This window comes from Massilia sp. P1_C10 (assembly GCF_056406475.1).
Genome location: NZ_JBFUAC010000008.1, coordinates 122,755 through 144,185, shown reverse-complemented (window position 1 = coordinate 144,185; position 21,431 = coordinate 122,755). Strand labels below are relative to the sequence as shown.

The 21,431-nt window shown below is 63.4% G+C and carries 22 protein-coding genes and 1 pseudogene; 18 read left to right on the top strand and 5 right to left on the bottom strand.

What is annotated here, in order from left to right:
- A complete protein-coding gene (locus AC1D02_RS17590) occupies nt 1-429 on the top strand; it encodes a gamma-butyrobetaine hydroxylase family protein (protein ID WP_477319206.1) in 429 nt (142 codons plus the stop codon).
- A gap of 83 nt (nt 430-512) precedes the next feature.
- On the opposite strand, the gene AC1D02_RS17585 is transcribed toward AC1D02_RS17590, so the two are convergent.
- Both AC1D02_RS17585 and AC1D02_RS17580 read right to left on the bottom strand, forming a co-directional pair.
- A complete protein-coding gene (locus tag AC1D02_RS17585; RefSeq protein WP_477319381.1) occupies nt 513-1,334 on the bottom strand; it encodes a PA2778 family cysteine peptidase in 822 nt (273 codons plus the stop codon).
- A 109-nt stretch (nt 1,335-1,443) separates the two neighbouring features.
- Nucleotides 1,444-1,842: a PA2779 family protein gene (locus AC1D02_RS17580; protein ID WP_477319204.1), complete on the bottom strand. Its 399-nt coding sequence runs from the start codon at nt 1,840-1,842 to the stop codon at nt 1,444-1,446.
- Between the two features lie 190 nt (nt 1,843-2,032).
- Here AC1D02_RS17580 and ubiE point away from each other — a divergent pair, with 190 nt between their 5' ends.
- The 5 genes from ubiE (at nt 2,033) to AC1D02_RS17555 (ending at nt 6,669) form a co-directional block, all read left to right on the top strand.
- Nucleotides 2,033-2,767 (top strand): bifunctional demethylmenaquinone methyltransferase/2-methoxy-6-polyprenyl-1,4-benzoquinol methylase UbiE, encoded by a 735-nt coding sequence (gene ubiE / locus AC1D02_RS17575; protein WP_477319202.1) that lies wholly within the window; start codon nt 2,033-2,035, stop codon nt 2,765-2,767.
- Nucleotides 2,768-2,777: 10 nt separating this feature from the next.
- Nucleotides 2,778-3,695 (top strand): Tim44 domain-containing protein, encoded by a 918-nt coding sequence (locus AC1D02_RS17570; RefSeq protein ID WP_477319200.1) that lies wholly within the window; start codon nt 2,778-2,780, stop codon nt 3,693-3,695.
- A gap of 179 nt (nt 3,696-3,874) precedes the next feature.
- Entirely contained in the window at nt 3,875-4,510 is a 636-nt protein-coding gene (locus AC1D02_RS17565; protein WP_477319198.1) for a ubiquinone biosynthesis accessory factor UbiJ, read from the top strand.
- Nucleotides 4,510-6,075 carry a ubiquinone biosynthesis regulatory protein kinase UbiB gene (ubiB, locus tag AC1D02_RS17560; RefSeq protein ID WP_477319196.1) on the top strand — a complete coding sequence of 522 codons (1,566 nt, stop codon included), beginning with the start codon at nt 4,510-4,512 and terminating at the stop codon, nt 6,073-6,075. The genes AC1D02_RS17565 and ubiB overlap by 1 nt, the downstream gene beginning before the upstream one ends.
- On the top strand, nt 6,076-6,669 hold the full coding sequence (locus tag AC1D02_RS17555; RefSeq protein ID WP_477319194.1) for a methyltransferase: 594 nt from the start codon (nt 6,076-6,078) through the stop codon (nt 6,667-6,669). It begins immediately after the preceding gene.
- Nucleotides 6,670-6,713: 44 nt separating this feature from the next.
- Here AC1D02_RS17555 and AC1D02_RS17550 read toward each other — a convergent pair whose 3' ends face one another.
- From AC1D02_RS17550 to AC1D02_RS17540, 3 genes and pseudogenes are all read right to left on the bottom strand, one after another.
- Entirely contained in the window at nt 6,714-7,838 is a 1,125-nt protein-coding gene (locus AC1D02_RS17550) for an ABC transporter permease (protein ID WP_477319192.1), read from the bottom strand.
- Between the two features lie 68 nt (nt 7,839-7,906).
- Nucleotides 7,907-8,575 (bottom strand): annotated as a pseudogene (locus AC1D02_RS17545) (ABC transporter ATP-binding protein); the annotation flags it as partial.
- The gene (locus AC1D02_RS17540; protein ID WP_477319190.1) at nt 8,572-9,525 is read right to left on the bottom strand and encodes an HlyD family secretion protein; all 954 of its coding nucleotides are present in this window, start codon (nt 9,523-9,525) and stop codon (nt 8,572-8,574) included. The gene AC1D02_RS17540 and the pseudogene AC1D02_RS17545, both read right to left, overlap by 4 nt.
- 98 nt (nt 9,526-9,623) lie before the next feature.
- Between AC1D02_RS17540 and AC1D02_RS17535 the strand changes: the two genes are divergently transcribed.
- The 12 genes from AC1D02_RS17535 (at nt 9,624) to AC1D02_RS17480 (ending at nt 21,409) form a co-directional block, all read left to right on the top strand.
- The gene (locus AC1D02_RS17535) at nt 9,624-10,757 is read left to right on the top strand and encodes a branched-chain amino acid ABC transporter substrate-binding protein (RefSeq protein WP_477319188.1); all 1,134 of its coding nucleotides are present in this window, start codon (nt 9,624-9,626) and stop codon (nt 10,755-10,757) included.
- Between the two features lie 322 nt (nt 10,758-11,079).
- A complete protein-coding gene (locus AC1D02_RS17530; protein ID WP_477319186.1) occupies nt 11,080-11,394 on the top strand; it encodes an FmdB family zinc ribbon protein in 315 nt (104 codons plus the stop codon).
- A gap of 53 nt (nt 11,395-11,447) precedes the next feature.
- On the top strand, nt 11,448-12,074 hold the full coding sequence (locus tag AC1D02_RS17525; RefSeq protein WP_477319184.1) for a DUF502 domain-containing protein: 627 nt from the start codon (nt 11,448-11,450) through the stop codon (nt 12,072-12,074).
- A 29-nt stretch (nt 12,075-12,103) separates the two neighbouring features.
- Nucleotides 12,104-13,900 carry an aspartate--tRNA ligase gene (gene aspS, locus AC1D02_RS17520; RefSeq protein WP_477319182.1) on the top strand — a complete coding sequence of 599 codons (1,797 nt, stop codon included), beginning with the start codon at nt 12,104-12,106 and terminating at the stop codon, nt 13,898-13,900.
- A gap of 172 nt (nt 13,901-14,072) precedes the next feature.
- Nucleotides 14,073-15,203, top strand: coding sequence for an AAA family ATPase (locus AC1D02_RS17515; RefSeq protein WP_477319180.1), 1,131 nt, complete (start codon nt 14,073-14,075; stop codon nt 15,201-15,203).
- A gap of 29 nt (nt 15,204-15,232) precedes the next feature.
- On the top strand, nt 15,233-15,787 hold the full coding sequence (locus AC1D02_RS17510) for a hypothetical protein (protein ID WP_477319178.1): 555 nt from the start codon (nt 15,233-15,235) through the stop codon (nt 15,785-15,787).
- Between the two features lie 4 nt (nt 15,788-15,791).
- On the top strand, nt 15,792-16,238 hold the full coding sequence (gene nudB / locus AC1D02_RS17505; protein ID WP_477319176.1) for a dihydroneopterin triphosphate diphosphatase: 447 nt from the start codon (nt 15,792-15,794) through the stop codon (nt 16,236-16,238).
- 159 nt (nt 16,239-16,397) lie between these two features.
- The gene (locus tag AC1D02_RS17500; protein WP_477319174.1) at nt 16,398-17,210 is read left to right on the top strand and encodes an endonuclease/exonuclease/phosphatase family protein; all 813 of its coding nucleotides are present in this window, start codon (nt 16,398-16,400) and stop codon (nt 17,208-17,210) included.
- Nucleotides 17,211-17,234: 24 nt separating this feature from the next.
- Nucleotides 17,235-18,395, top strand: coding sequence for a cardiolipin synthase ClsB (clsB, locus tag AC1D02_RS17495; protein ID WP_477319172.1), 1,161 nt, complete (start codon nt 17,235-17,237; stop codon nt 18,393-18,395).
- On the top strand, nt 18,395-18,772 hold the full coding sequence (locus AC1D02_RS17490) for an RNA-binding S4 domain-containing protein (RefSeq protein WP_477319170.1): 378 nt from the start codon (nt 18,395-18,397) through the stop codon (nt 18,770-18,772). The genes clsB and AC1D02_RS17490 overlap by 1 nt, the downstream gene beginning before the upstream one ends.
- A 202-nt stretch (nt 18,773-18,974) precedes the next feature.
- A complete protein-coding gene (locus AC1D02_RS17485) occupies nt 18,975-19,580 on the top strand; it encodes a TetR/AcrR family transcriptional regulator (protein WP_477319168.1) in 606 nt (201 codons plus the stop codon).
- A 38-nt stretch (nt 19,581-19,618) separates the two neighbouring features.
- Nucleotides 19,619-21,409 carry an acyl-CoA dehydrogenase C-terminal domain-containing protein gene (locus AC1D02_RS17480; protein ID WP_477319166.1) on the top strand — a complete coding sequence of 597 codons (1,791 nt, stop codon included), beginning with the start codon at nt 19,619-19,621 and terminating at the stop codon, nt 21,407-21,409.
- Nucleotides 21,410-21,431 lie beyond the last annotated feature (22 nt).

Sequence of the window (21,431 nt, the reverse complement as noted above, 5' to 3'; positions counted from 1 at the left end):
ATGGCCACTACCCCGATCCCGACCGCGCTGACGGTTCACCAGAAGTCCCGCGTTCTCGATATCGCCTTCGACGATGGCGCGTCGTTTACGCTGCCGTTCGAATATCTGCGCGTGTACTCTCCGTCCGCGGAGGTGCGCGGACATGGCGCGGGCCAGGAAGTGCTCCAGCTGGGCAAACGCGAAGTGGGCGTTACGGCGCTCGAGCCGGTGGGGAATTACGCGGTCAAGCCGACGTTCTCGGACGGGCACGACACCGGCCTGTACACGTTCGAATACCTGTACAAGCTGGGAGCGGAGCAGGGCGCGTTGTGGGCGGATTACATGCAGCGCCTGAACGACGCCGGATTTGCTGGCGATACGGGCCGGGAGCCGGGCGCCGCGATTGCAGGCGCCCCAACCAAAGCCAAAAGCTGCGGCCACAACCACTAACCTCGAAAACCGTCATTCCTGCGGAGGCAGGAGTCTATGCTGACTCAGCATAGGTTGATGCCTCCGCAGGAACGACAAGCGGGTCAGCGCTTTTCAGCCTGATCGATTGTCTTCAGGGTCGCCTGCGCCTGTTCGCGCCATGGCCCGCCCAGCGCAACTGCCTGCTCCGCCGCCTTGCGCGCTTCCGGCAGCCGACCCAGTTCCATCAGCACCATCGCCAGGTTATTCAGCGCCGCCGTATTCTTCGGATCGCGTTCGGTCGCGCGCATGAACGCATCGGCCGCAGCCGCGCGATCATCCGCCTTGTACGCCGTATTCCCCAACCCAATCAGCAGCGCCGGATTCCCCGGCCAGCGTCGAACAGCAGCCGCGTAGGTCTTCTGCACCTCGCCCGCCTTGCCGTTCTTCTCGAAACCCACCAGCGCATCGAGCACGGTGGATTCGTCGGTCGTCACCGGAATCCGTCCCGGCGCCAGCGCCACCATCCCCCAGTACTTGCTGCGCGCCCAGGTATGTTCGAAAGTCGACATCGACATCACCATCCGCTGCGTGGTGCCCGAGCGCAGGATGATGTCGCCGCGCGCCAGGTCGTAGCCGATCACCACGGCATAATGCCAGCGCGGGATCATGGGAAGGCTGAGATTTTGCAGAACGATCACCACATTGCCGGCCGCGACTTCCGTCAGCAGCGCATCCATGCGCGGCGCGATGGTCACGCCGAAGGCACCGTTGCGGCGCGCCGATGCCAGCATCTCCACCTGCAGGCTGCCTTCGCGCGCCGGCAGGTAGACCTGCGACACCAGCGCGTCCGGCTCCACGTCGAAGCCGGCCGCGCCGAGCGCCATCGCCAGCGCGGCGGGACCACACTGGTACTGCTCCTGCGCGAAGAATGGCGTCGCCGCCAGCTCCGCCCGCGGCGCGACCTGCGCATGCGCGGCCCGCAGCGCCGTGGTTTGCGGCGCCGCGCAGCCTGTGAGCAGCGCGGCGATCAGGATCGCCGCAATCGATAAGCGATTAATGACGTACCGAGCGGGTGAACGGGAAGATCTTGGTCAGGCCGAGGATGTCGGTGACCAGCAGCAGCACGAAGATGAAGATCAGCGCGCCGACCACACCATCGCCGCCGGCCGGCAGCGCGTCGATCTGCTGCGCGACCGAGACGGCTTCGGCGTCGGTCAGCGCGGTGGTGCGCGCTTGCGCTTCTTCGGAGGTGATGCCGTATTTGCCGAGCGCGGCCTGCACCTCGGCGCGCTGCAGGGCCGCCGCCACCTTGACGCGCGCCTGCTGCGCGGCGCCTGCGGCCACTACCTGCTCGGTGCTGATCAGCGCGGCCTGGGCCGACTGGGTGATGCCGAGGAAGACCAGCGACGAAATGATGATGTTAACGAACAGGTTCCTGAAACGGCGGCTCATGCTGATCTCCTTGAAGTGATGTTGAAATGCCGGCTGTCAATACGACATCGGTTTGACAGCTTAGCGGAATTTCAATTTCGATGGCATGCGGATTCGCAACAAAATGTTACCGAGTGGCAACTGACTCACCCGTGAGCCCTCCGAGAGTGGCCGCTTGTATAATGCAGCCAACATAACCGGCAGCCACCCTATGACCAATACCACCCATTTCGGCTATAAAACTGTCTCCGAGGACGAAAAAGTCCACGAAGTCGCCAAGGTTTTCCACTCGGTCGCCTCGAAGTACGACGTCATGAACGACCTGATGTCGGCCGGCCTGCACCGCGCCTGGAAGATCTTCACTATCGCCAAGGCCGGCGTGCGCCCCGGCTTCAAGGTGCTCGACATCGCCGGCGGCACCGGCGACCTGGCCAAAGCCTTCGCCAGGCAGGCCGGCCCGAGCGGCGAGGTCTGGCTGACCGACATCAACGAGTCGATGCTGCGCGTCGGCCGCGACCGCCTATTGAATAAAGGCCTCGTCACCCCCACATTGCTGTGTGACGCCGAGAAGTTGCCCTTTCCTGACAATTACTTCGACCGTGTCAGCGTCGCTTTCGGCCTGCGCAACATGACCCACAAGGATCAGGCGCTGAAAGAAATGCGCCGCGTGCTGAAACCGGGCGGAAAACTGCTGGTGCTGGAGTTTTCGAAGGTAGCGGCGCCGCTGCAAAAGCCGTACGATGTGTATTCGTTCTCCGTATTGCCGTGGCTGGGACAGAAAATTGCCGGCGACGCCGAAAGCTATCGTTACCTGGCCGAGTCGATCCGCATGCATCCGGACCAGGAAACGCTGAAAACGATGATGCAGGACGCCGGCCTCGAAAGCGTCCACTATTACAACTTGACGGCAGGTGTGGCCGCCCTTCACACCGGTATCAAACTTTAGGAAGAACAGCATGAAAAAATTCGTAGCCAGCATGATGATCGCCATCACCGCGTTTGCGATGATCGCCGAAGCGACCGCCCGTCCACTGGGCGGCGGACGTTCGATCGGCCGTCAGTCGCAGTCGGTCACGCGCCAGCAGCAGGCAGCGCCGGCGCCGATGCAGCGGCAGCAGGCGGCTCCGGCCGCCGCACCTGCAGCCCCGGCCATCGCGCCCAAGCCTGCGTCGCGCTGGAAGGGCATGCTGGGCGGCGCCTTGCTCGGCCTCGGCCTGGGCGCGATGCTGTCGCACTTCGGCCTCGGCGGCGCCATGGCCAGCGCAATCAGCTCGATCCTGATGATTGCGCTGCTGGCGATTGCCGCGATGTTCATCTACCGCATGTTCACGCGCAAGAACAATGCGCCGGCGGCTGCCTCGCCATTCAACCAGTTCTCCAACCCGGTACCGGCAGGCGGCACGCCTGACATCGGCTCCGGCCTGAACCAGCCGGCCGCGTTCCAGCCGCAATCGGCCGCGTCGACCTACGCACCGGTCCAGCCTGCCGCGCCATGGGGCGTGCCTGCCGACTTCGATACGGCCGATTTCCTGCGTCACGCCAAGCTGTCCTTCATCCGCATGCAGGCCGCCTGGGACAAGGCCGACGTCAACGACCTGCGCGAGTTCACCACGCCGGAAGTGTTCGCCGAACTGAAGATGCAGATCCAGGAACGCGGCGCCAGCCCGGACTTCACCGACGTCGTCTCGATCGACGGCGAGCTGCTGGGCATCGAAACCGTGGGCAGCGAATACCTGGCCAGCGTCAAGTTCACCGGCATGATCAAGCCGGCGCCGACCGCCCTGGCCGAGCCGTTCGCCGAAGTGTGGAACATGTCCAAGCCGGTGTCGGGCAGCTCCGGCTGGGTGCTGGCAGGCATCCAGCAACTGTCGTAACCTTATTTTTCTGATAAAACTTCCTGTGCTGCCGGGATTCTGGGCGGCAAACTGGTAAGATCGAAACCGCCCGACTCAGCCCGGGCGGTTTTGTTTTTTAACGCTGTATCACCCTGATTGATCTGTCGTTCCTGCCTGCGCAGGAATGACACTGCGGCTTACCTGTGAATATCATGTCAATGTCGAGTCCAAACACTTTTGCCGCGCCCGTCGTCGCGGCGATCAACCACTTGCTGGCGCAGGAAGCCTGGGCCCGGGATACGCTCGCCCTGCACGCCGGCAAGGTGGCGCTGATCGACGCCGGCAGCGTCGCGCTGCGCATGCAGGTCACGCGCGACGGCATGGTGTCCGCGGCCGGCGACGACCAGGCGGCCAGCGTGACGATCCGCATGAAGCTGTCCGACCTGCCGCTGGTCGCCGCCAACCGCGAGCGCGCGTTTTCGTACGTGAGGATCGAGGGCGACGCCGAATTCGCCAACACGATTTCGCAGCTGAGCAAGGGCCTGCGCTGGGAAGCCGAACACGACCTCGAGCGCCTGGCCGGCCCGATCGCGGCGACCCGCATCGCCGGTGGCGCGCGCAGCCTGTTCGACGCGGCGCGCTCGACCCACCGCAAGCTGACCGAGAACCTGGCCGAGTTTTTCCTGGAAGAGCAGCCGGTGCTGGTGCGCCCGGCCATGCTCGAAGAGCTGTCCGACGACGTGACGCGCCTGCGCGACGACGTCGAGCGGGCCGCCAAGCGCCTCGCGCGACTGGAACAGAAGCTGGCGCCGCGCAGCGCCGGCCTGGTAACGCAAAACCAAATGGATAGCTGATGATATTGAAATTCCTGCGCCTGTGGAAAATCCTGCGCGTGTCCACCAAGTATGGACTCGACGAGATCGCCATTTCCGGCCTGAAAGTGCCGCGTACCGCCAAGCTGATCGACACCGTCATTTTCTGGCGCGACATTTCCGCTCCGCGCGGCCTGCGCCTGCGCCTCGCGCTCGAGGAACTCGGCCCGATCTTCGTCAAGTTCGGCCAGGTGCTGTCGACCCGGCGCGACCTGATGCCGCCGGACATCGCCGACGAGCTGGCGCGCCTGCAGGACCGCGTGCCGCCGTTCGATTCCGACCTCGCCATCGCCCAGATCACCAAGTCGCTCGGCGCCCATCCCGAACAGCTGTTCGCCAGCTTCGAGCGCGACCCGGTCGCCTCCGCCTCGATCGCCCAGGTCCACTTCGCGGTGCTCAAGAACGGCCGCGAAGTCGCGGTCAAGGTCCTGCGTCCCGGCATGAAGAAGACCATCGACGAAGACGTCGCGCTGATGCACGTCGCCGCCGGCTGGATCGAGCGCCTGTGGGCCGAGAGCAAGCGCCTGAAGCCGCGCGAAGTGGTCGGCGAGTTCGACAAATACCTGCACGATGAACTGGACCTGATGCGCGAGGCGGCCAACGCAAGCCAGCTGCGCCGCAATTTCGCCGACTCCAAGCTGCTGATGGTGCCCGAGATGTACTGGGACTACTGCTCCAGCGACGTCATCGTGATGGAGCGCATGCATGGCATCCCGGTGTCGCAGATCGAACGCCTGGCCGCCGAGGGCGTCGACCTGCGCAAGCTGTCCTCGGACGGCGTCGAGATCTTCTTCACGCAGGTGTTCCGCGATGGCTTCTTCCACGCCGATATGCACCCCGGGAACATCCTGGTGTCGATCGCGCCCGAGACCTTCGGCCGCTACATCGCCCTCGATTTCGGCATCATGGGCACGCTCAACGACTTCGACAAGGATTACCTGTCGCAGAACTTCCTGGCCTTCTTCCAGCGCGACTACAAGCGCGTGGCCGAGGCCCACATCGAGTCCGGCTGGGCGCCGCCCGAGACCCGCGTCGACGAACTCGAAGCGGCGGTGCGCGCCTGCTGCGAGCCGATCTTCGACCGTCCGCTGAAGGACATCTCGTTCGGCCAGATCCTGCTGCGCCTGTTCCAGACCTCGCGCCGCTTCAACGTCGAAGTGCAGCCGCAGCTGGTGCTGCTGCAAAAGACCCTGCTCAATATCGAAGGCCTGGGGCGCCAGCTCGACCCGAACCTCGACCTGTGGAAGACCGCCAAGCCGTACCTGGAGCGCTGGATGGGCGAGCAGGTCGGCATCCGCGGCTTCGTCGAGCGCCTGAAAGCCGAGGCGCCGCGCTTCGCCCACATCTTCCCGCAGCTGCCGCGCCTTGTTCACCGCGCGCTGGAAAACGTCCAGACCGGCAACAACGACAACGAGCTGCTCAAACTGCTGGTGATCGAGCAGCGCCGCACCAACCGGCTGCTGTCGTTCTTCGCGTATTTCGTCGGCGCGCTGGGCCTCGGCCTGGCCGCGATCCAACTGTACGTGCGCTACCACGCGGCGGGCTAAATGCCGGAGTTCGACAGCCGCGATCCGAACACGCCCGCGTTCTGGGACGAGCGCTTCGAGCGCGGCTTCACGCCGTGGGACCGCGGCGGCGTGCCCGAAGCGCTGCGCGATTTCGCCGCCCGCTCTGGAGCGAAGACTGTCTTGATCCCGGGCTGCGGCGCCGCGTACGAACTGGCGTTCCTGTCGGAGCAGGGCTGGGATGCGACGGCTATCGACTTCTCGCCGGCCGCGGTGGCGACGGCGAAGGCCGGCCTTGGCAAGTGGGCGGGCAGGGTGGTGGAGGCCGACTTCTTCAAGTACGCGCCATCGAAGCCGCTCGAGATGATCTACGAGCGTGCCTTCCTGTGCGCCTTGCCGCGCGCGATGTGGCCGCAGGTCGCCGCGCGCTGGGCGGAGCTGCTGGCGCCGGGCGCCTTGCTGGCCGGGTTCTTCTTTTTCGATTCGGTCGCCAAGGGTCCGCCGTTCGGCATCGGCATCGAACGCCTGGACGAACTGCTTTCGCCGAATTTCGAGTGCATCGAAGACGCCGCGGTGACGGATTCGATTCCCGTCTTTGCCGGCAAAGAGCGCTGGATGGTCTGGCGCCGCCGTTAAAAAAATGGTGTCAGGTCCGGCGGACCTGACACCGGGGTTGACGCTCAGTCGAGCGTCCTGCGATAGCGCAGCATCGCGACAGATCCAGCCACCAGCATGAACAGCCCGATCGGCCACATATGCGGCGCGATTTCGGCGAACCCATTCCCCTTCAACATGATCCCGCGCACGATGCGCAGGAAATGCGTCAGCGGCAGCGCCTCTCCGATCATCTGCGCCCACCGCGGCATGCCGCGAAACGGAAACATGAATCCCGACAGCAGCATCGACGGCAGGAAGAAAAAGAACGTCAGCTGCATCGCCTGCAACTGGCTCTTGGCGATGGTGGAAAACGTGAACCCCACCGCCAGGTTCGCCGCCATGAACAGGATCAGCGCCACCGACAGCAGCAGGTAACTGCCGATCATCGGCACATCGAACAGCAGGCGCGCCGCGACCAGCACCACCGTCACCTGAACATACCCGATGCCGATGTACGGCGCGATCTTGCCGATCATGACCTCGATCGGCCGCGCCGGCGTGGCCAGCAGGTTCTCCATCGTGCCGCGCTCGCGTTCGCGTGTCATCGCCAGCCCCGTCATCATCACCATCGTCATGGTCAGGATCACGCCGATCAGCCCCGGCACGATGTTGTAGCGCGCCAGGCCCTCCGGATTGTAGCGGCGCTGCACGCGGATCTCGTACGGCATCTCCCCCGGCTGCAGCCTTGCCAGCGCGCCCTGGGCATCGTGCGCCAGCACCTGCCGGCCGATGCTGCCCAGAGCCGCCAGCGCCGCGCCTGATGCGGCAGGATCGGTCGCGTCGGCGGCGAACAGGATCGCCGGCCGCTCGCCCCGTTCAAGCTGGCGCGCGAAGCCGGGAGGAATCTCCAGCACGAATTGCACCTCGCCGGTTGCCAGCAGGCGGCTGGCCTGCGCGCTGCTCTTTGGCCGCTGCGTGATGCGGAAGTAGCCCGAGTTCTCCAGCCCTGCCACCAGGCTGCGCGAGAACGCGCTGTCGTCCGCCGCCAGTACCGCGGTGGGCAGCGCGCGCGGATCGGTGTTGATCGCGTACCCGAACAGCACCAGCTGCATGATCGGCACGCCGACCATCATCGCGAACGTCAGCCTGTCCCGCTTCAGCTGCAGGAATTCCTTGACCAGGATGGCCAGCAGGCGCGCCCAGTTCATGAGAAATTGTCCGTCGATGCGGCGATCAGCGCGACGAAGGCGTCTTCCAGCGTCGGCCCGCCGGTCTGCGCGATCAGGTCCGCGGCGGTTCCCTGCGCGAGCAGCTTGCCGTAGGAGATGAACGCCAGTTCGTCGCAGCGTTCCGCCTCGTCCATGTAGTGGGTCGACACCAGCACCGTCATGCCCTTGCCGGCCAGCGCGTGCAGGTGGTCCCAGAATTCGCGCCGCGCCTTCGGGTCGACGCCGGCGGTCGGTTCGTCGAGCAGCAGCAGTTTCGGATCATGCAGCAGGCACGCCGCCAATGCCAGCCGCTGCTTCCAGCCACCCGACAGCGCGCCCGCCAGCTGGGTGCGCCGGCTGGCCAGGCCCAGTTCATCGAGCGTCGCCGTCACCTTGGCGGCGCGGCCGGGAATCTCGTACACGCGCGCGATGAACGACAGGTTCTCTTCGATGCTCAGGTCGTCGTACAGGCCGAAGCGCTGCGTCATGTAGCCGACCTGGCGCTTGATCTTCTGCGTCTCGGTCCGCACGTTGAAGCCCAGGCAGGTACCTTCGCCTTCATCCGGGGTGAGCAGGCCGCACAGCATGCGGATGGTGGTGGTCTTGCCGCTGCCGTTCGGGCCGAGGAAGCCGTAGATGCGGCCGCGCGCCACGCGCATGTCGATGTGGTCGACCACGGTGCGGTCGCCGTACCGCTTGGTCAGCCCGCGCACGTCGATGATCATCTCGCCGTTCATGGCGCGCGCGCTCCGATCCGCACTTCCAGCGGCTGGCCGGGATGCAGCCGGCGCGCCTGCTGCGGAGCGGGCCGCGCCTCGACCAGGAAAACCAGGCTGGCACGGTTCTCCTTGCTGTAGATGACGGGCGAAGTGAATTCGGCGCTGCGCGCGATGAACGAGATCGTCGCCGGAATCGGCTCGCCGCAGCCGTCGCAGCGCAGCGAAACCTGCTGGCCCAGGGCGAGCGAGCCGACCACCGGCTCGGTCACGAAGAAGCGCGCCTTGATGTTCTCGGGCGGGAGCACGCTCACCACCGGGCTCCCGGCGGGCACCAGCTCGCCCTCGCGGTAGAACACCTCGGTCACGTCGCCCGCCTGCGGGATGCGCCGCACCTTCTGGTCGACCTTCCAGCTGGCCTGCGCCAGTTGCGCTTCGGCCGCCTTCTGGTCCTGCGCGGCGGCGTCGATCTCATCGCTGCGGGCGCCCAGTTGCGCCACCCGAAGCTGCGCCTGCAATTCGTTCACGCGCGCCTGGTCGCGCGCCACGGCCGACCGTGCCACGTCGAGTTGGGCCGGCGCGATGAAGTGCGCGTCGATCAATTTCTGCTGGCGCGCCAGCGCGGCGACCGACAGCGCGCGGTCGGCCTGCGCCTGCGCCAGTTGGGCCTTCACTGCGGCCAGTTCGTCGGGCCGCTTTCCCTTGCGGATGTCGGCCAGCTGCGACTGCGCGCGCTGCACGCGCGACTGCGCTTCGGCGCGTTCGGCGCGCTCCGATTCTTGCTCCAGCACGAAGGCCGGCGCGTCGGCCGCCACCTTGTCGCCAGCCTTCACATACACCTTGGCCAGCGTACCGGCGATGGGCGAAGCGATGCGCACGTACTCGCCTTCCGCATAGCCGGGAACGAAGTCGTCGGAATGGCGCGCGCAGCTCGCGGCCAGCAAGCATGCCAGGACGATGATGGGCTTCATGCAGCGCCTCCGTGGATTCGACCGCCGTTAATGAAACTATACGCCGGTGCAGCCCAGGACGCGTACACTCAGGCAATCCCCCGAATAAGGAAATCGCCATGCGTCGTTCCACTCTCCTGATTGCGTTTGCCCTCGCCGCCGCCCAATCCGCCCACGCCCAGCAAGAGGTGAAGATCGGCAGCGCGATGCCGGTGTCGGGCCCCAGCTCCCACCTTGGCAAGGACACCGAAAACGGCTCGCGCCTCGCGGTAGAGGAGTTGAACGCGAAGGGCGCCACGATCGACGGCAAGAAAATCAGATGGGTGCTGCTGGCCGAAGACGACGGCGGCGATCCGAAGCAGGGCACCGCCGTGGCGCAGAAGCTGGTCGACGCCGGCGCGGCGGGTGTGGTCGGCCACCTGAATTCGGGCACCACCGTGCCGGCCTCGAAGATTTACCACAACGCGGGCATCCCGCAGATCACGCCGTCCGCCACCACGCCGCTGTACACGCACCAGGGCTTCAAGTCGGCGTTCCGCGTGGTCGCCAACGACAACATGGTAGGCGGCACGCTTGCGCGCTACTCGGTCGGCACGCTCAAGGCCAAGCGGATCGCCGTCATCGACGACCGCACCACCTTCGGCCAGGGACTCGCCGACGAATTCGTCAAGGGCGTGAAGGCCGCGGGCAGCGCGCGGATCGTCAGCCGCCAGTTCACCACCGACAAGGCGGCCGACTTCAATGCGATCCTGACCCAGATCCGCGGTCAGCAGCCCGACGTGATTTTCTTCGGCGGCATGGACTCGGTGGCGGGACCCATGCTCAAGCAGATGAAGGCGCTCGGCATCGACGCGAAGTTCGTCGCCGGCGACGGTGTCTGCTCCGGTGCGCTGGCTCAGCTGGCCGGCGATGCGGTCGGCGAGGACAAGGTCACCTGCGCCAAGGCGGGCGGCGTCAGCGGCGAACAGGAGGCGGTGCTCGACGCCTTTGCCAGGCGCTTTGTCCAGCGCTTCAAGGCCGAACCGGAAAACTATTCGCCCTACGCCTACGACGCCGTGATGGCGATTGCGACCGCCATGCAGGAAGCGAAATCGGCCGATCCGGCCAAATACCTGCCGGTGCTGGCGAAGATCAGGCACCAGGGCGTGACGGGCGCCATCGCCTTCGACCCCAACGGCGACCTGCGCAACGCGGCGCTGACGCTGTACACCTACCGCAACGGCAAGAAAACCAAGCTGCAGGTAGTGCGCTAGCAAAGGACGAAAAAAAGCCCGCATGCGCGGGCTCCTTAACTCTATCTTCTTTTGTGTCATGCGGCAAAGCGCAGATTTCTGTTTCTTGAGGCGGCCACTTGCGTGTCCAGCCGCTGGCAACATGTGTCAGCGGTTGGTATTTAATCACTGATGTTGATTCCCGGCAAAGAGTTTTTCAATCGCGAAGAGCCAAAAACAACACCTGCCGGCCGATCCCGGCGTTTGCGGCCGCCGAACCGCCTCCTGCTTTTAGCGATTGCGGTCAAGCCCGTCCACAAAAGCTTTATAATTCAGGGTTTTGACGATTTTTGCGGAGTTCTCGATGCCGATTTACGCCTACCGCTGCGATGAATGCGGGTTTGCCAAGGATGTATTGCAAAAGATTTCGGATCCCGTGCTGACCGTTTGCCCGTCGTGCCACAAGCCGGCCTTCAAGAAGCAGCTGACCGCGGCCGGTTTCCAGCTCAAGGGCACCGGCTGGTACGCCACCGATTTCCGTGGAGGCGGCGCCGCGCCGTCGACCGGCACCGCGAGCGGACCGGCAACCTCCGGCACACCCGCCGCGCCGGCCGCCAGCGACAGCGCCCCAGCCGCGGCAGCCACGCCGGCCGCGCCATCCGGCGACAGCAAGTCCTGAACCACTGCGGGAGCCGGCACTGGCCGCTCCCTTGACCCTGACCCGAGAGATCGATGCGTAAATACTTCATTACCGGATTGCTGATTCTGGTTCCGCTCGCCATCACGGCGTGGGTGCTGAACCTTGTCATCAGCACGATGGACCAGTCGCTGCTGATCGTGCCGGAGCGCTGGCAGCCGCGCACGCTGTTCGGCTTCGACATCCCGGGCCTGGGCACGATCCTGACGATCGCCATCGTGTTCCTGACCGGCTTGCTGACCAACAACCTGGTCGGCAATTACGTGGTCAAGCTGTGGGAGCGGCTGCTCAAGCGCATCCCGGTGGTCAGCTCGCTGTACGGCAGCGTCAAGCAGGTGTCGGACACGCTGTTCTCCTCGTCCGGCAACGCGTTTCGCAAGGCGGTGCTGCTTCCTTACCCGCACGCCAATTCGTGGACCATCGGCTTCCTGACCGGCGTGCCGGGCGGCGACGTGCGCAACCACCTGGTCGGCGACTACGTCAGCATCTACGTGCCGACCACGCCGAACCCGACTTCCGGCTTCTTTCTGATGATGGAGCGCAGCGCCGTCATCGAACTCGACATGAGTGTCGACGCGGCCCTCAAATACATCGTCTCGATGGGCGTCGTCGCCCCCGAGACCCTGCCGGTCAAGACGCCGGCGGCAACCGAACTGAATTAACCAACCTGGATCGAAAAAATATGTCCACCATGCGTACTCACTATTGCGGCCTCGTCACTGAAGAGCTGCTCGGCCAAACCGTCAGCCTGTGCGGCTGGGTGCATCGCCGCCGCGACCACGGCGGTGTGATTTTCATCGACCTGCGCGACCGTGAAGGCCTGGTGCAGATCGTCTGCCATCCGGACAACGCCGCCGTGTTCAAGGCGTCCGAAGCGGTCCGCAACGAGTACTGCCTGCGCATCACTGGCGTGGTCACCAACCGCCTCGAAGGCACGGTCAACGCCAACCTCAAGTCGGGCAAGATCGAAATCACCGCCACCCAAGTCGAAGTGCTCAACGCGTCGGTGGCGGTGCCGTTCCAGCTGGACGACGACAACCTGTCCGAGACCACCCGCCTGACCCACCGCGTGCTCGACCTGCGCCGCCCGCAGATGCAAAACAACCTGCGCCTGCGCTACAAGGTCACGATGGAAGTGCGCAAGTACCTCGACGCGCTCGGCTTCATCGATGTCGAGACCCCGATGCTGACCAAGTCGACCCCGGAAGGCGCGCGCGACTACCTGGTGCCGTCGCGCGTCAACGCCGGCAAATTCTTCGCGCTGCCGCAGTCGCCGCAGCTGTTCAAGCAGCTGCTGATGGTCGCCAACTTCGACCGCTACTACCAGATCACCAAGTGCTTCCGCGACGAAGACCTGCGCGCCGACCGCCAGCCTGAATTCACCCAGATCGACTGCGAGACTTCGTTCCTGTCCGAGCAGGAGATCCGCGACCTGTTCGAAGACATGATTCGCGTCGTCTTCAAGAACACCCTCGACATCGACCTGCCGAACCCGTTCCCGGTGATGGACTACTACACCGCGATGGGCCTGTACGGTTCGGACAAGCCGGACATGCGCGTGAAGATGGAATTCACCGACCTGACCGACGTGATGAAGACCGTCGACTTCAAGGTGTTCTCCGGCGCCGCCAACATGGAAGGCGGCCGCGTGGTCGGCCTGCGCGTACCGCAGGGCGGCGCCATGCCGCGGTCCGAAATCGACGCCTATACCCAGTTCGTCGCCATCTACGGTGCCAAGGGCCTGGCCTACATCAAGGTCAACGAGAAGGCCAAGGGCCGTGACGGCCTGCAGTCGCCGATCGTCAAGAACCTGCACGACGAAGCGCTCGCGAAGATCATCGAGCAGACCGGCGCGCAGGACGGCGACCTGGTGTTCTTCGGCGCCGACAAGGCGAAAGTCGTCAACGACGCGATCGGCGCGTTGCGCGTGAAGATCGGCCATTCCGAGTTCGGCAAGAAGGCCGGCCTGTTCGAAGACGTGTGGAAGCCATTGTGGGTGATCGACTTCCCGATGTTCGAGCACGACGACGAGACCGGCCGCTGGAACGCCACGCACCATCCGTTCACCGCGCCGAAGGACGGCCACGAAGATATGCTCGAGACCAATCCGGGCGCCTGCATCTCCAAGGCCTACGACATGGTGCTGAACGGCTGGGAGCTGGGCGGCGGTTCGATCCGTATCCACCGCGAAGAAGTCCAGAGCAAGGTATTCCGCGCGCTGAAGATCGACGCTGAAGAAGCGCAGCTCAAGTTCGGCTTCCTGCTCGACGCGCTGCAGTACGGCGCGCCGCCGCACGGTGGCCTGGCGTTCGGCCTGGACCGCATCGTCACGATGATGACCGGTTCCGATTCGATCCGCGACGTGATCGCGTTCCCGAAGACCCAGCGCGCGCAGTGCCTGTTGACCAACGCGCCGTCGGAAGTCGACGAGAAGCAGCTGAAAGAGCTGCACATCCGCCTGCGCAACGCCGAGCCGAAGGTCTCGTAACATCCGGTACTACACTTGGGGACGATGGCGAAGATGATTCGCTATCGTTCCAAATTTCTTGTCGGAACTTGTGTTGTGTTAAATTGCGTTCTTGGCAATCACTAGAATGAACTATCGATTCTAGCTCCGAGCGTCGCGGGGCGAAAAATTTGCGTAGCATAAGGCGGAAGAGATGCACATCAGTCACATAAAGTTGCGAAATTGGCGGAACTTCCACACGGTCAATGTAGCGCTTGACTATCGGGTCTATCTCATTGGTCCTAACGCATCCGGGAAGTCAAACTTCCTTGATGTTTTTCGCTTTCTGCGAGACATTGCCGGCGAGGGACTTCAAAAAGCTGTTCAGAGTCATCGTGGTGGAATCTCGTCACTTCGAAGCCTTAGTGCGCGCCAATATTCGAACATCGATATCGATATCGAGATTACCGACGAGGCGGATACCTGGAACTATCGCCTAGTCATTAACCAAGATAATCTGAGCCGTCCAATTATCAAAGAAGAGTTTGTTACTAGAAACCAAATTGAGATCGAAAAGCGTCCGAACGAAGACGACAAACGAGATCCGGAGCGCCTCCGATACACATCGCTAGAACAAGTAGTAGCAAATCAAAAATTCAGGCAGCTCTCGGATTTTTTTCGGACCGTGTCCTATCAAAATTTGCTGCCACAAGTGGTCCGCGACCCAAAGGGCTTTACATCTATGCCGGTTTCGGACGATCCCTTCGGACGAGATTTTATGATGAGGTTGTGGCGTACACAGTCGCGAACACGCGATTCTAGACTGAAAAAAATCGGTCTGGCTTTGAAGGTTGCGGTGCCACAACTTACAAAAATCACAGTCGACATGGATGAGGTCGGCTCTCCCCACCTCATTGTGGGATATGAACACTGGCGTTCCATCGATGCAAAGCAGTATGAACGTGACCTCTCCGACGGCACGCTTCGTCTCTTAGGTCTATTGTGGAGTCTCTTTGAAGGCACAGGCCCTCTTCTTCTGGAAGAACCAGAAATCTCCTTACACTCTGAAGTCGTGCGTCGATTGCCAGAAATAATCGAGAGAATCAATAGATCCCGGAAAATCAAACGACAAGTCGTGATCAGTACTCACTCCGAGGATCTACTTAGCGATAAGGGCATTGCCGCAGAAGAGATACTTAGACTCGAGCCTAGTAAGGATGGAACGCAGGTGATCGAGTCAAGTGCTGCAGAAAAGGAGATGATCAAAGCAGGCCTAACTGTCGCTGAGGTCATCCTGCCGAAGTCGGCCCCGAAGAATATCTCTCAGTTGGCTTTTGCGTTCTGATGCGAGTGAATGTATTGGTTGAAGGTCACGTGGACGACGCGATCGCTCGTAGGATTATCGAAGCGGTCGGCCATGAAGCTGGATTGGTGTATGGGAAAAAGGGATGGACGTACATCCGAGATCGCGTCTCTGCGTTCGATCGCGCGTGCAGTGTGGATGCTCTATGCACCCTAGTAGACTTCATGGACACCAGAATGGCTTGTGCACCGTCCGTGGTGCGCGAATGGTTGCCTAACCGAGATCGAAATCATATTTTTCGCGTGGTCGTCAACGAAATAGAGTCTTGGGTTATGGCCGATCGTGCAGGCTTGGCCGCCTTCTTGAATGTTCCAATTTCAAAAATTCCTCATAATCCTGAAGATGAACCTGATCCGAAGTTGACCTTGATTAATCTGGCTAGAACCTCGCGCAGCAAAGCAGTGCGGGATGCACTGGTGCCGGGCGCGGGGAAATCCGCTTCAGAAGGGCCGTTGTACACATCAGAATTGGTTAGATTTGTGCAGGATTCGTGGAACCCAGCTGCGGCGCGGGTTATCGCGCCAAGCCTCGATCGAGCGCTCATTAGGCTGGCAGCCTTGAGGTGAGGGCGTGAACAAAATCCCCGAATCAGTCCTGGTCGTCATCCACACCCCTGAACTGGAGGTGCTGCTGATCGAGCGCGCCGACAAGCCGGGATACTGGCAGTCGGTCACCGGCTCGCTCGACACTCCGCACGAACCGCTGCTCACCACCGCCACCCGCGAACTGTTCGAGGAAACCGGCATCGTGGCCGACGGCGCCGCCGTCGTGCTGCAAAACTGGCACCTCTCCAACGTCTACGAAATCTACCCGGTCTGGCGCCATCGCTACGCACCCGGCGTCACCCACAATACCGAGCATGTGTTCAGCGTCTGCGTGCCGCGCGACGTCGCCGTCACCCTGAGCCCGCGCGAGCACCTGAACCACATCTGGCTGCCCTACATCGAGGCGGCCGACCGCTGTTTCTCGTCTTCGAACGCCGAAGCGATTCTGCAATTGCCGAGGCATTTCCCCTGACCCGTCGTACCTGCGCAGGCAGGTACCCATAGTGAGCGTGATTTCCCTCTGGGCGTCTTCAGCATGGATTCCCCCCTGCGCGGGAACGACAAGCGACACCCCGCGCACGATAGACGTGCTTGCCAAATGAACATCGGCCGATCCGGTTAGAATGTTCCCATGAAGATTCGAGTAGCCACCTATAACATCCACAAGGGCGTGTCGTCCATCGGCAGCAAGCCGCGGGTACTCGCCCTGAAAAAGGCGATCGCCCAGTTCGAGGCCGACGTGGTGTTCCTCCAGGAAGTGCAGGGCCAGCACGACAAGTTTTCCACCAAATTCGGCGAGGAGAGCACCGGCCACCGGCACTGGCCGAAGTCGGCGCAGCACGAATTCTTTGCCGGCGACTCGCACCATTCGGCCTACGGCATGAACGCGGTCTACGACCACGGCCACCACGGCAACGCGCTTCTGAGCTCCTTCCCGATCGGCGACACCCGCAACCACGACGTCTCCGACCACGCCTACGAGCAGCGCGGCATCCTGCATTGCGTGCTCAAGACCGACAAGGGCCCGGTGCATTGCTACGTGGTCCACCTCGGCCTGTTCGAGTCTGGCCGCGGGCGACAGACCGAGGCGCTGATCGACTGCGTCAACAAGTCGGCGCCGAATGGCGAACCGGTGATCATCGCCGGCGACTTCAACGACTGGCGCAATACCCTGAGCGGCAAGCTGCGCGACGAACTCGGCGTGGTCGAGGTATTCGACGAACTCGGCACCGACTCCACCTTGGGCGGCTTGATGCGCAACCTTGTCGGCGCCAAGCGCAAGGTCACGCCGGCGCGCACCTTCCCGGCCGCGCTGCCGTGGTTCCGCCTCGACCGAATCTACGTGCGCGGTTTCAAAGTTGACACGGCCGAAGTGTTGCATGGTACTTTGTGGGCGAAGCTGTCGGACCACGCCCCCATCGTGGCCACCCTCAAGCTGTCCTGAGGCCCGCAACCACCCATTTCGCCTATGCGTTCGGTCAATTTTCTTGCTCAAAATGACGTCACCCTGCTCGAAAGCGGCACCGCCTTTTTCCCGGCGCTGATCGCCGCCCTCGACGCGGCCGAGCAGGACGTCCACTTCGAAACCTACATCTTCGCCGCCGACGAAACGGCGCTCGCGGTGGAGCAGGCGCTGATCCGCGCCGCCGGCCGCGGCGTGAAAGTGCGCGTCGTGACCGACTGGTTCGGCACCGGCAACCAGCGCGCCAAACAGCTCGGCATCGCCTTCGCCGAAGCCGGCGTGCGCTACCGCGTCTTCAATCCCTGGTTCAAGCGCGGCGTCACGCGGACCCACCGCAAGATCGCGGTGATCGACCGCGAAATCGCCTTCGTCGGCGGCATCAACGTCAACGACGACTGGCTGTGCGACTACGATCCGAGCGAACGCCTGCCGGCGCCGCGCTGGGATTTCGCGGTGCAGGTGCGCGGCCCGCTGGTGGCGCAGATCCACCGCGAGGCGCAGGCGCAGTGGGCGCGCGTCGGCCACCTTGGCCTGTTCAAGCGGATCGACCTGTTCCGCGAAATGAAGCACACCGGCCACACCAGCGGCGACGCGCCGATGATGGCCGGCTTCGTCGTGCGCGACAACCTGCGCAACCGCCGCACCATCCAGCGCGCCTATTTGCAGGCGATCGGCCGCGCCAGGACCAGCGTGCTGATGGCCAATCCGTATTTCGCGCCGGGCCGCAAGTTCCGCGAGGCGCTGGCGCAGGCCGCCAAGCGCGGCGTCAAGGTCACCCTGCTGATCGGCGTCGGCGAATTCTGGCTGCAGGACATGGTCGCGCACTCGTTCTATCCGAAGCTGCTGGGATGCGGCGTGACGGTGGTCGAATACCACAAGACCCAGCTGCACGCCAAGGTCGCGGTGGTCGACGACGACTGGGCCACGGTCGGTTCCAGCAACTGCGACGGCCTGTCGCTGTTCCTCAACCAGGAAGCCAACGTGGTGGTGCGCGACGCGACCTTCGCGCGCAGCATGCGCGAGCACATCGAGCGCGGCATCGCCGACGGCGTGATGATCCAGTGCGATCACTTCAGCCATGTCGGCCGCTTCAAGCGCGCGGGCTACGAAGTCGCCTATTTTTTCTACAAAATGATCATGAAGGTTTTCGCGATTGGCTACGCCTGATGGACAACGTACGAATCGATAAATGGCTGTGGGCGGCGCGCTTCTTCAAGACGCGCTCTCTGGCGACGGACGCCGTCGACAACGGCAAGGTGCGCCTCGGCGGCGACCGGATCAAGCCGGCGCGCGCGGTCAAGGTGGACGACGTCCTCACGATCGACAACGGCGCCGAGACGTGGGAAGTGACGGTGCTGGGCATCTCCGACAAGCGCGGCGCGGCGCCGGTGGCGCGTCTGCTGTACCAGGAGACCGAGGCCAGCGTGCAGAAGCGCGAGAACGAAGCGTCGGCGCGCAAGCTGTACCGCGAGCCGGCGACCATGATCAAGGGGCGGCCGACCAAGCGCGATCGCCGTGCACTCGACAAGGCCGGCGGCGAATGAAGGTCAGGGGTCAGGTCCGCCGGACCTGACCCCCAACCTCCACCTCCGTTGCGCCGCATCAATATAGAACAGCAACTCTAAAGTTCCCGTTTGACATTTCCTCCCGAGTGGATAATAGTACGAGCGTTCGGATTTATTTCGCGCGCTGGCGCACCGCTGTTTCAACCAATCGGGTAACCCCATCAACACATCCGTCAAATTCATGCGCAAGGGCGAACTCACCCGCGCCGCCATCCTCGACGTGGCGCTCGACTTGGCCAGCCGCGACGGCCTCGAAGGGCTGACCATCGGCCTGCTCGCGGACAAAATGAACATGAGCAAATCCGGCGTGTTCGCGCACTTCGGCTCGCGCGAGGATTTGCAGATCGAAGTGCTCAAGCTGTATCACAGCCGCTTCGAGCAGGAAGTGTTTTTCCCCAGCGTGCAGGAAGCCCGCGGCATCACCCGCCTCAAGGCCATGTTCGCGCGCTGGATCAAGCGCGTCAGCGTCGAAATCGCCTCCGGCTGCATCTACATCAGCGGCGCCGTCGAATACGACGACCGACCCGGCCCGATCCGCGAAGAACTGGTCGCGATGGTGCGCGCGTGGCAGAGCGCGCTGCTGCGCTGCGTCCAGCAGGCGATCGAGTGCGGCGACTTGAAGCCGGACACGGACGCCGAACAGATGGTCTACGAAATGTACGGCCTGATCCTCGCGCTGCACCACGACGCGCGCTTCCTGCGCATGCCTGGCAGCGTGGAGCGCGCCAGGGCCGGTTTCGACCGGCTGATCGAGAACTACCAGAATCCGCAAAAGCACCAGGGCTGATCGCCGCCCTCTATTAATACCTCGTCAGGAGAATCATCATGGGTCAATACGTCGCGCCAATCCGGGACATGCAGTTCTTGCTGCACGAAGTCTTCAACGTCACCGAAGAACTGAAGGGCATGCCGAAGTTCGAAGACGTCGACGCCGACATCATCAACCAGGTGCTGGAAGAGGGCGCCAAGTTCACCCAGGAAGTGCTGTTCCCGTTGAACCACTCGGGCGACCGCGAAGGCTGCCACTACGATTCGGCCACCAGGTCGGTGACCACGCCGAAGGGCTTCAAGGAAGCCTACAAGAAGTACGTCGACGGCGGCTGGGCCGCGCTCGCGTGCGATCCTGAATACGGCGGCCAGGGCCTGCCGATCGTGCTGAACAACTCCTTCTACGAGATGCTCAACTCCTCGAACCAGGCCTGGTCGATGTACCCGGGCCTGTCGCACGGCGCCTACGAGTGCCTAAAGGAGCACGGCACCGACGAACAGAAAAAGCTGTACCTGCCGAAGCTGGTCTCGGGCGAATGGACCGGCACCATGTGCCTGACCGAAGCGCACTGCGGCACCGACCTTGGCATGCTGCGCTCGAAGGCGCTGCCGCAGGCCGACGGCTCGTGGCTGATCACCGGCTCGAAGATCTTCATCTCGGCCGGCGAGCACGATATGTCCGAGAACATCCTGCACCTGGTGCTGGCCCGCGTTCCGGACGCGCCGGAAGGCTCGAAAGGCATCTCGCTGTTCCTGGTGCCGAAGTTCCTGCCGAACGCCGACGGCAGCGTCGGCGAGCGCAACCCGATCACCTGCGGCGCGATCGAAGAGAAGATGGGCATCCACGGCAATTCGACCTGCCAGATGAACCTCGACAGCGCGCGTGGCTGGATCATCGGCGAGCCTAACAAGGGCCTGAACGCGATGTTCGTCTTCATGAACGCGGCCCGCCTTGGCGTCGGCATGCAGTCGCTCGGCCTGACCGAAGTCGCGTACCAGAACGCGCTGGTCTACGCCAAGGACCGCATCCAGATGCGCAGCCTGTCCGGCCCGAAGGCGCCGGACAAGCCGGCCGACCCGATCATCGTGCATCCTGACGTGCGCCGCATGCTGCTGACCGCCAAGGCCTTTGCCGAAGGCGGCCGCGCGTTCTCCTCGTATGTCGCGCTGCAGATCGACCGCGAACTGAACCACCCCGACGCCGACGTGCGCAAGGAAGCGGCCGACGAAGTCGCGCTGCTGACGCCGATCATCAAGGCCTTCATCACCGACAACGGCTGGATCGCCACCTCGGAAGCGATGCAGGTTTACGGCGGCCACGGCTACATCGCCGAATGGGGCATGGAGCAGTACGTGCGCGACGCCCGCATCAACATGATCTACGAAGGCACCAACACCGTCCAGTCGCTCGACCTCCTGGGCCGCAAGATCCTGATGGACAACGGCGCCAAGCTGCGCAAGTTCGGCGAGAAGATCAAGGCCTTCGTCGAAGAGAACGGCACCGACGAGGCGCTGTCCGAGTTCATCACGCCGCTGGGCGACCTGGGCGACAAGGTCACCAAGCTGACCATGGAAATCGGCATGAAGGCGTTCCAGAATCCGGACGAAGTGGGCGCCGCCGCCGTGCCTTACCTGCGCGTGGTCGGCCACATGGTCTACAGCTACTTCTTCGCGCAGATGGCGAAGATCGCGCTGGCCAAGGAAGACTCGGGCGACAACTTCTACAAGGCCAAGCTGGCCACCGCGCGCTTCTATTTCGCACGCCTGTACCCCGAGACCGCAATGCTGATCCGCCAGGCCCGTTCCGGCTCGGCCAACCTGCTGGCGCTGGACGCCGACCTGTTCTAAGAATAACGAGAGAGAGACCAAC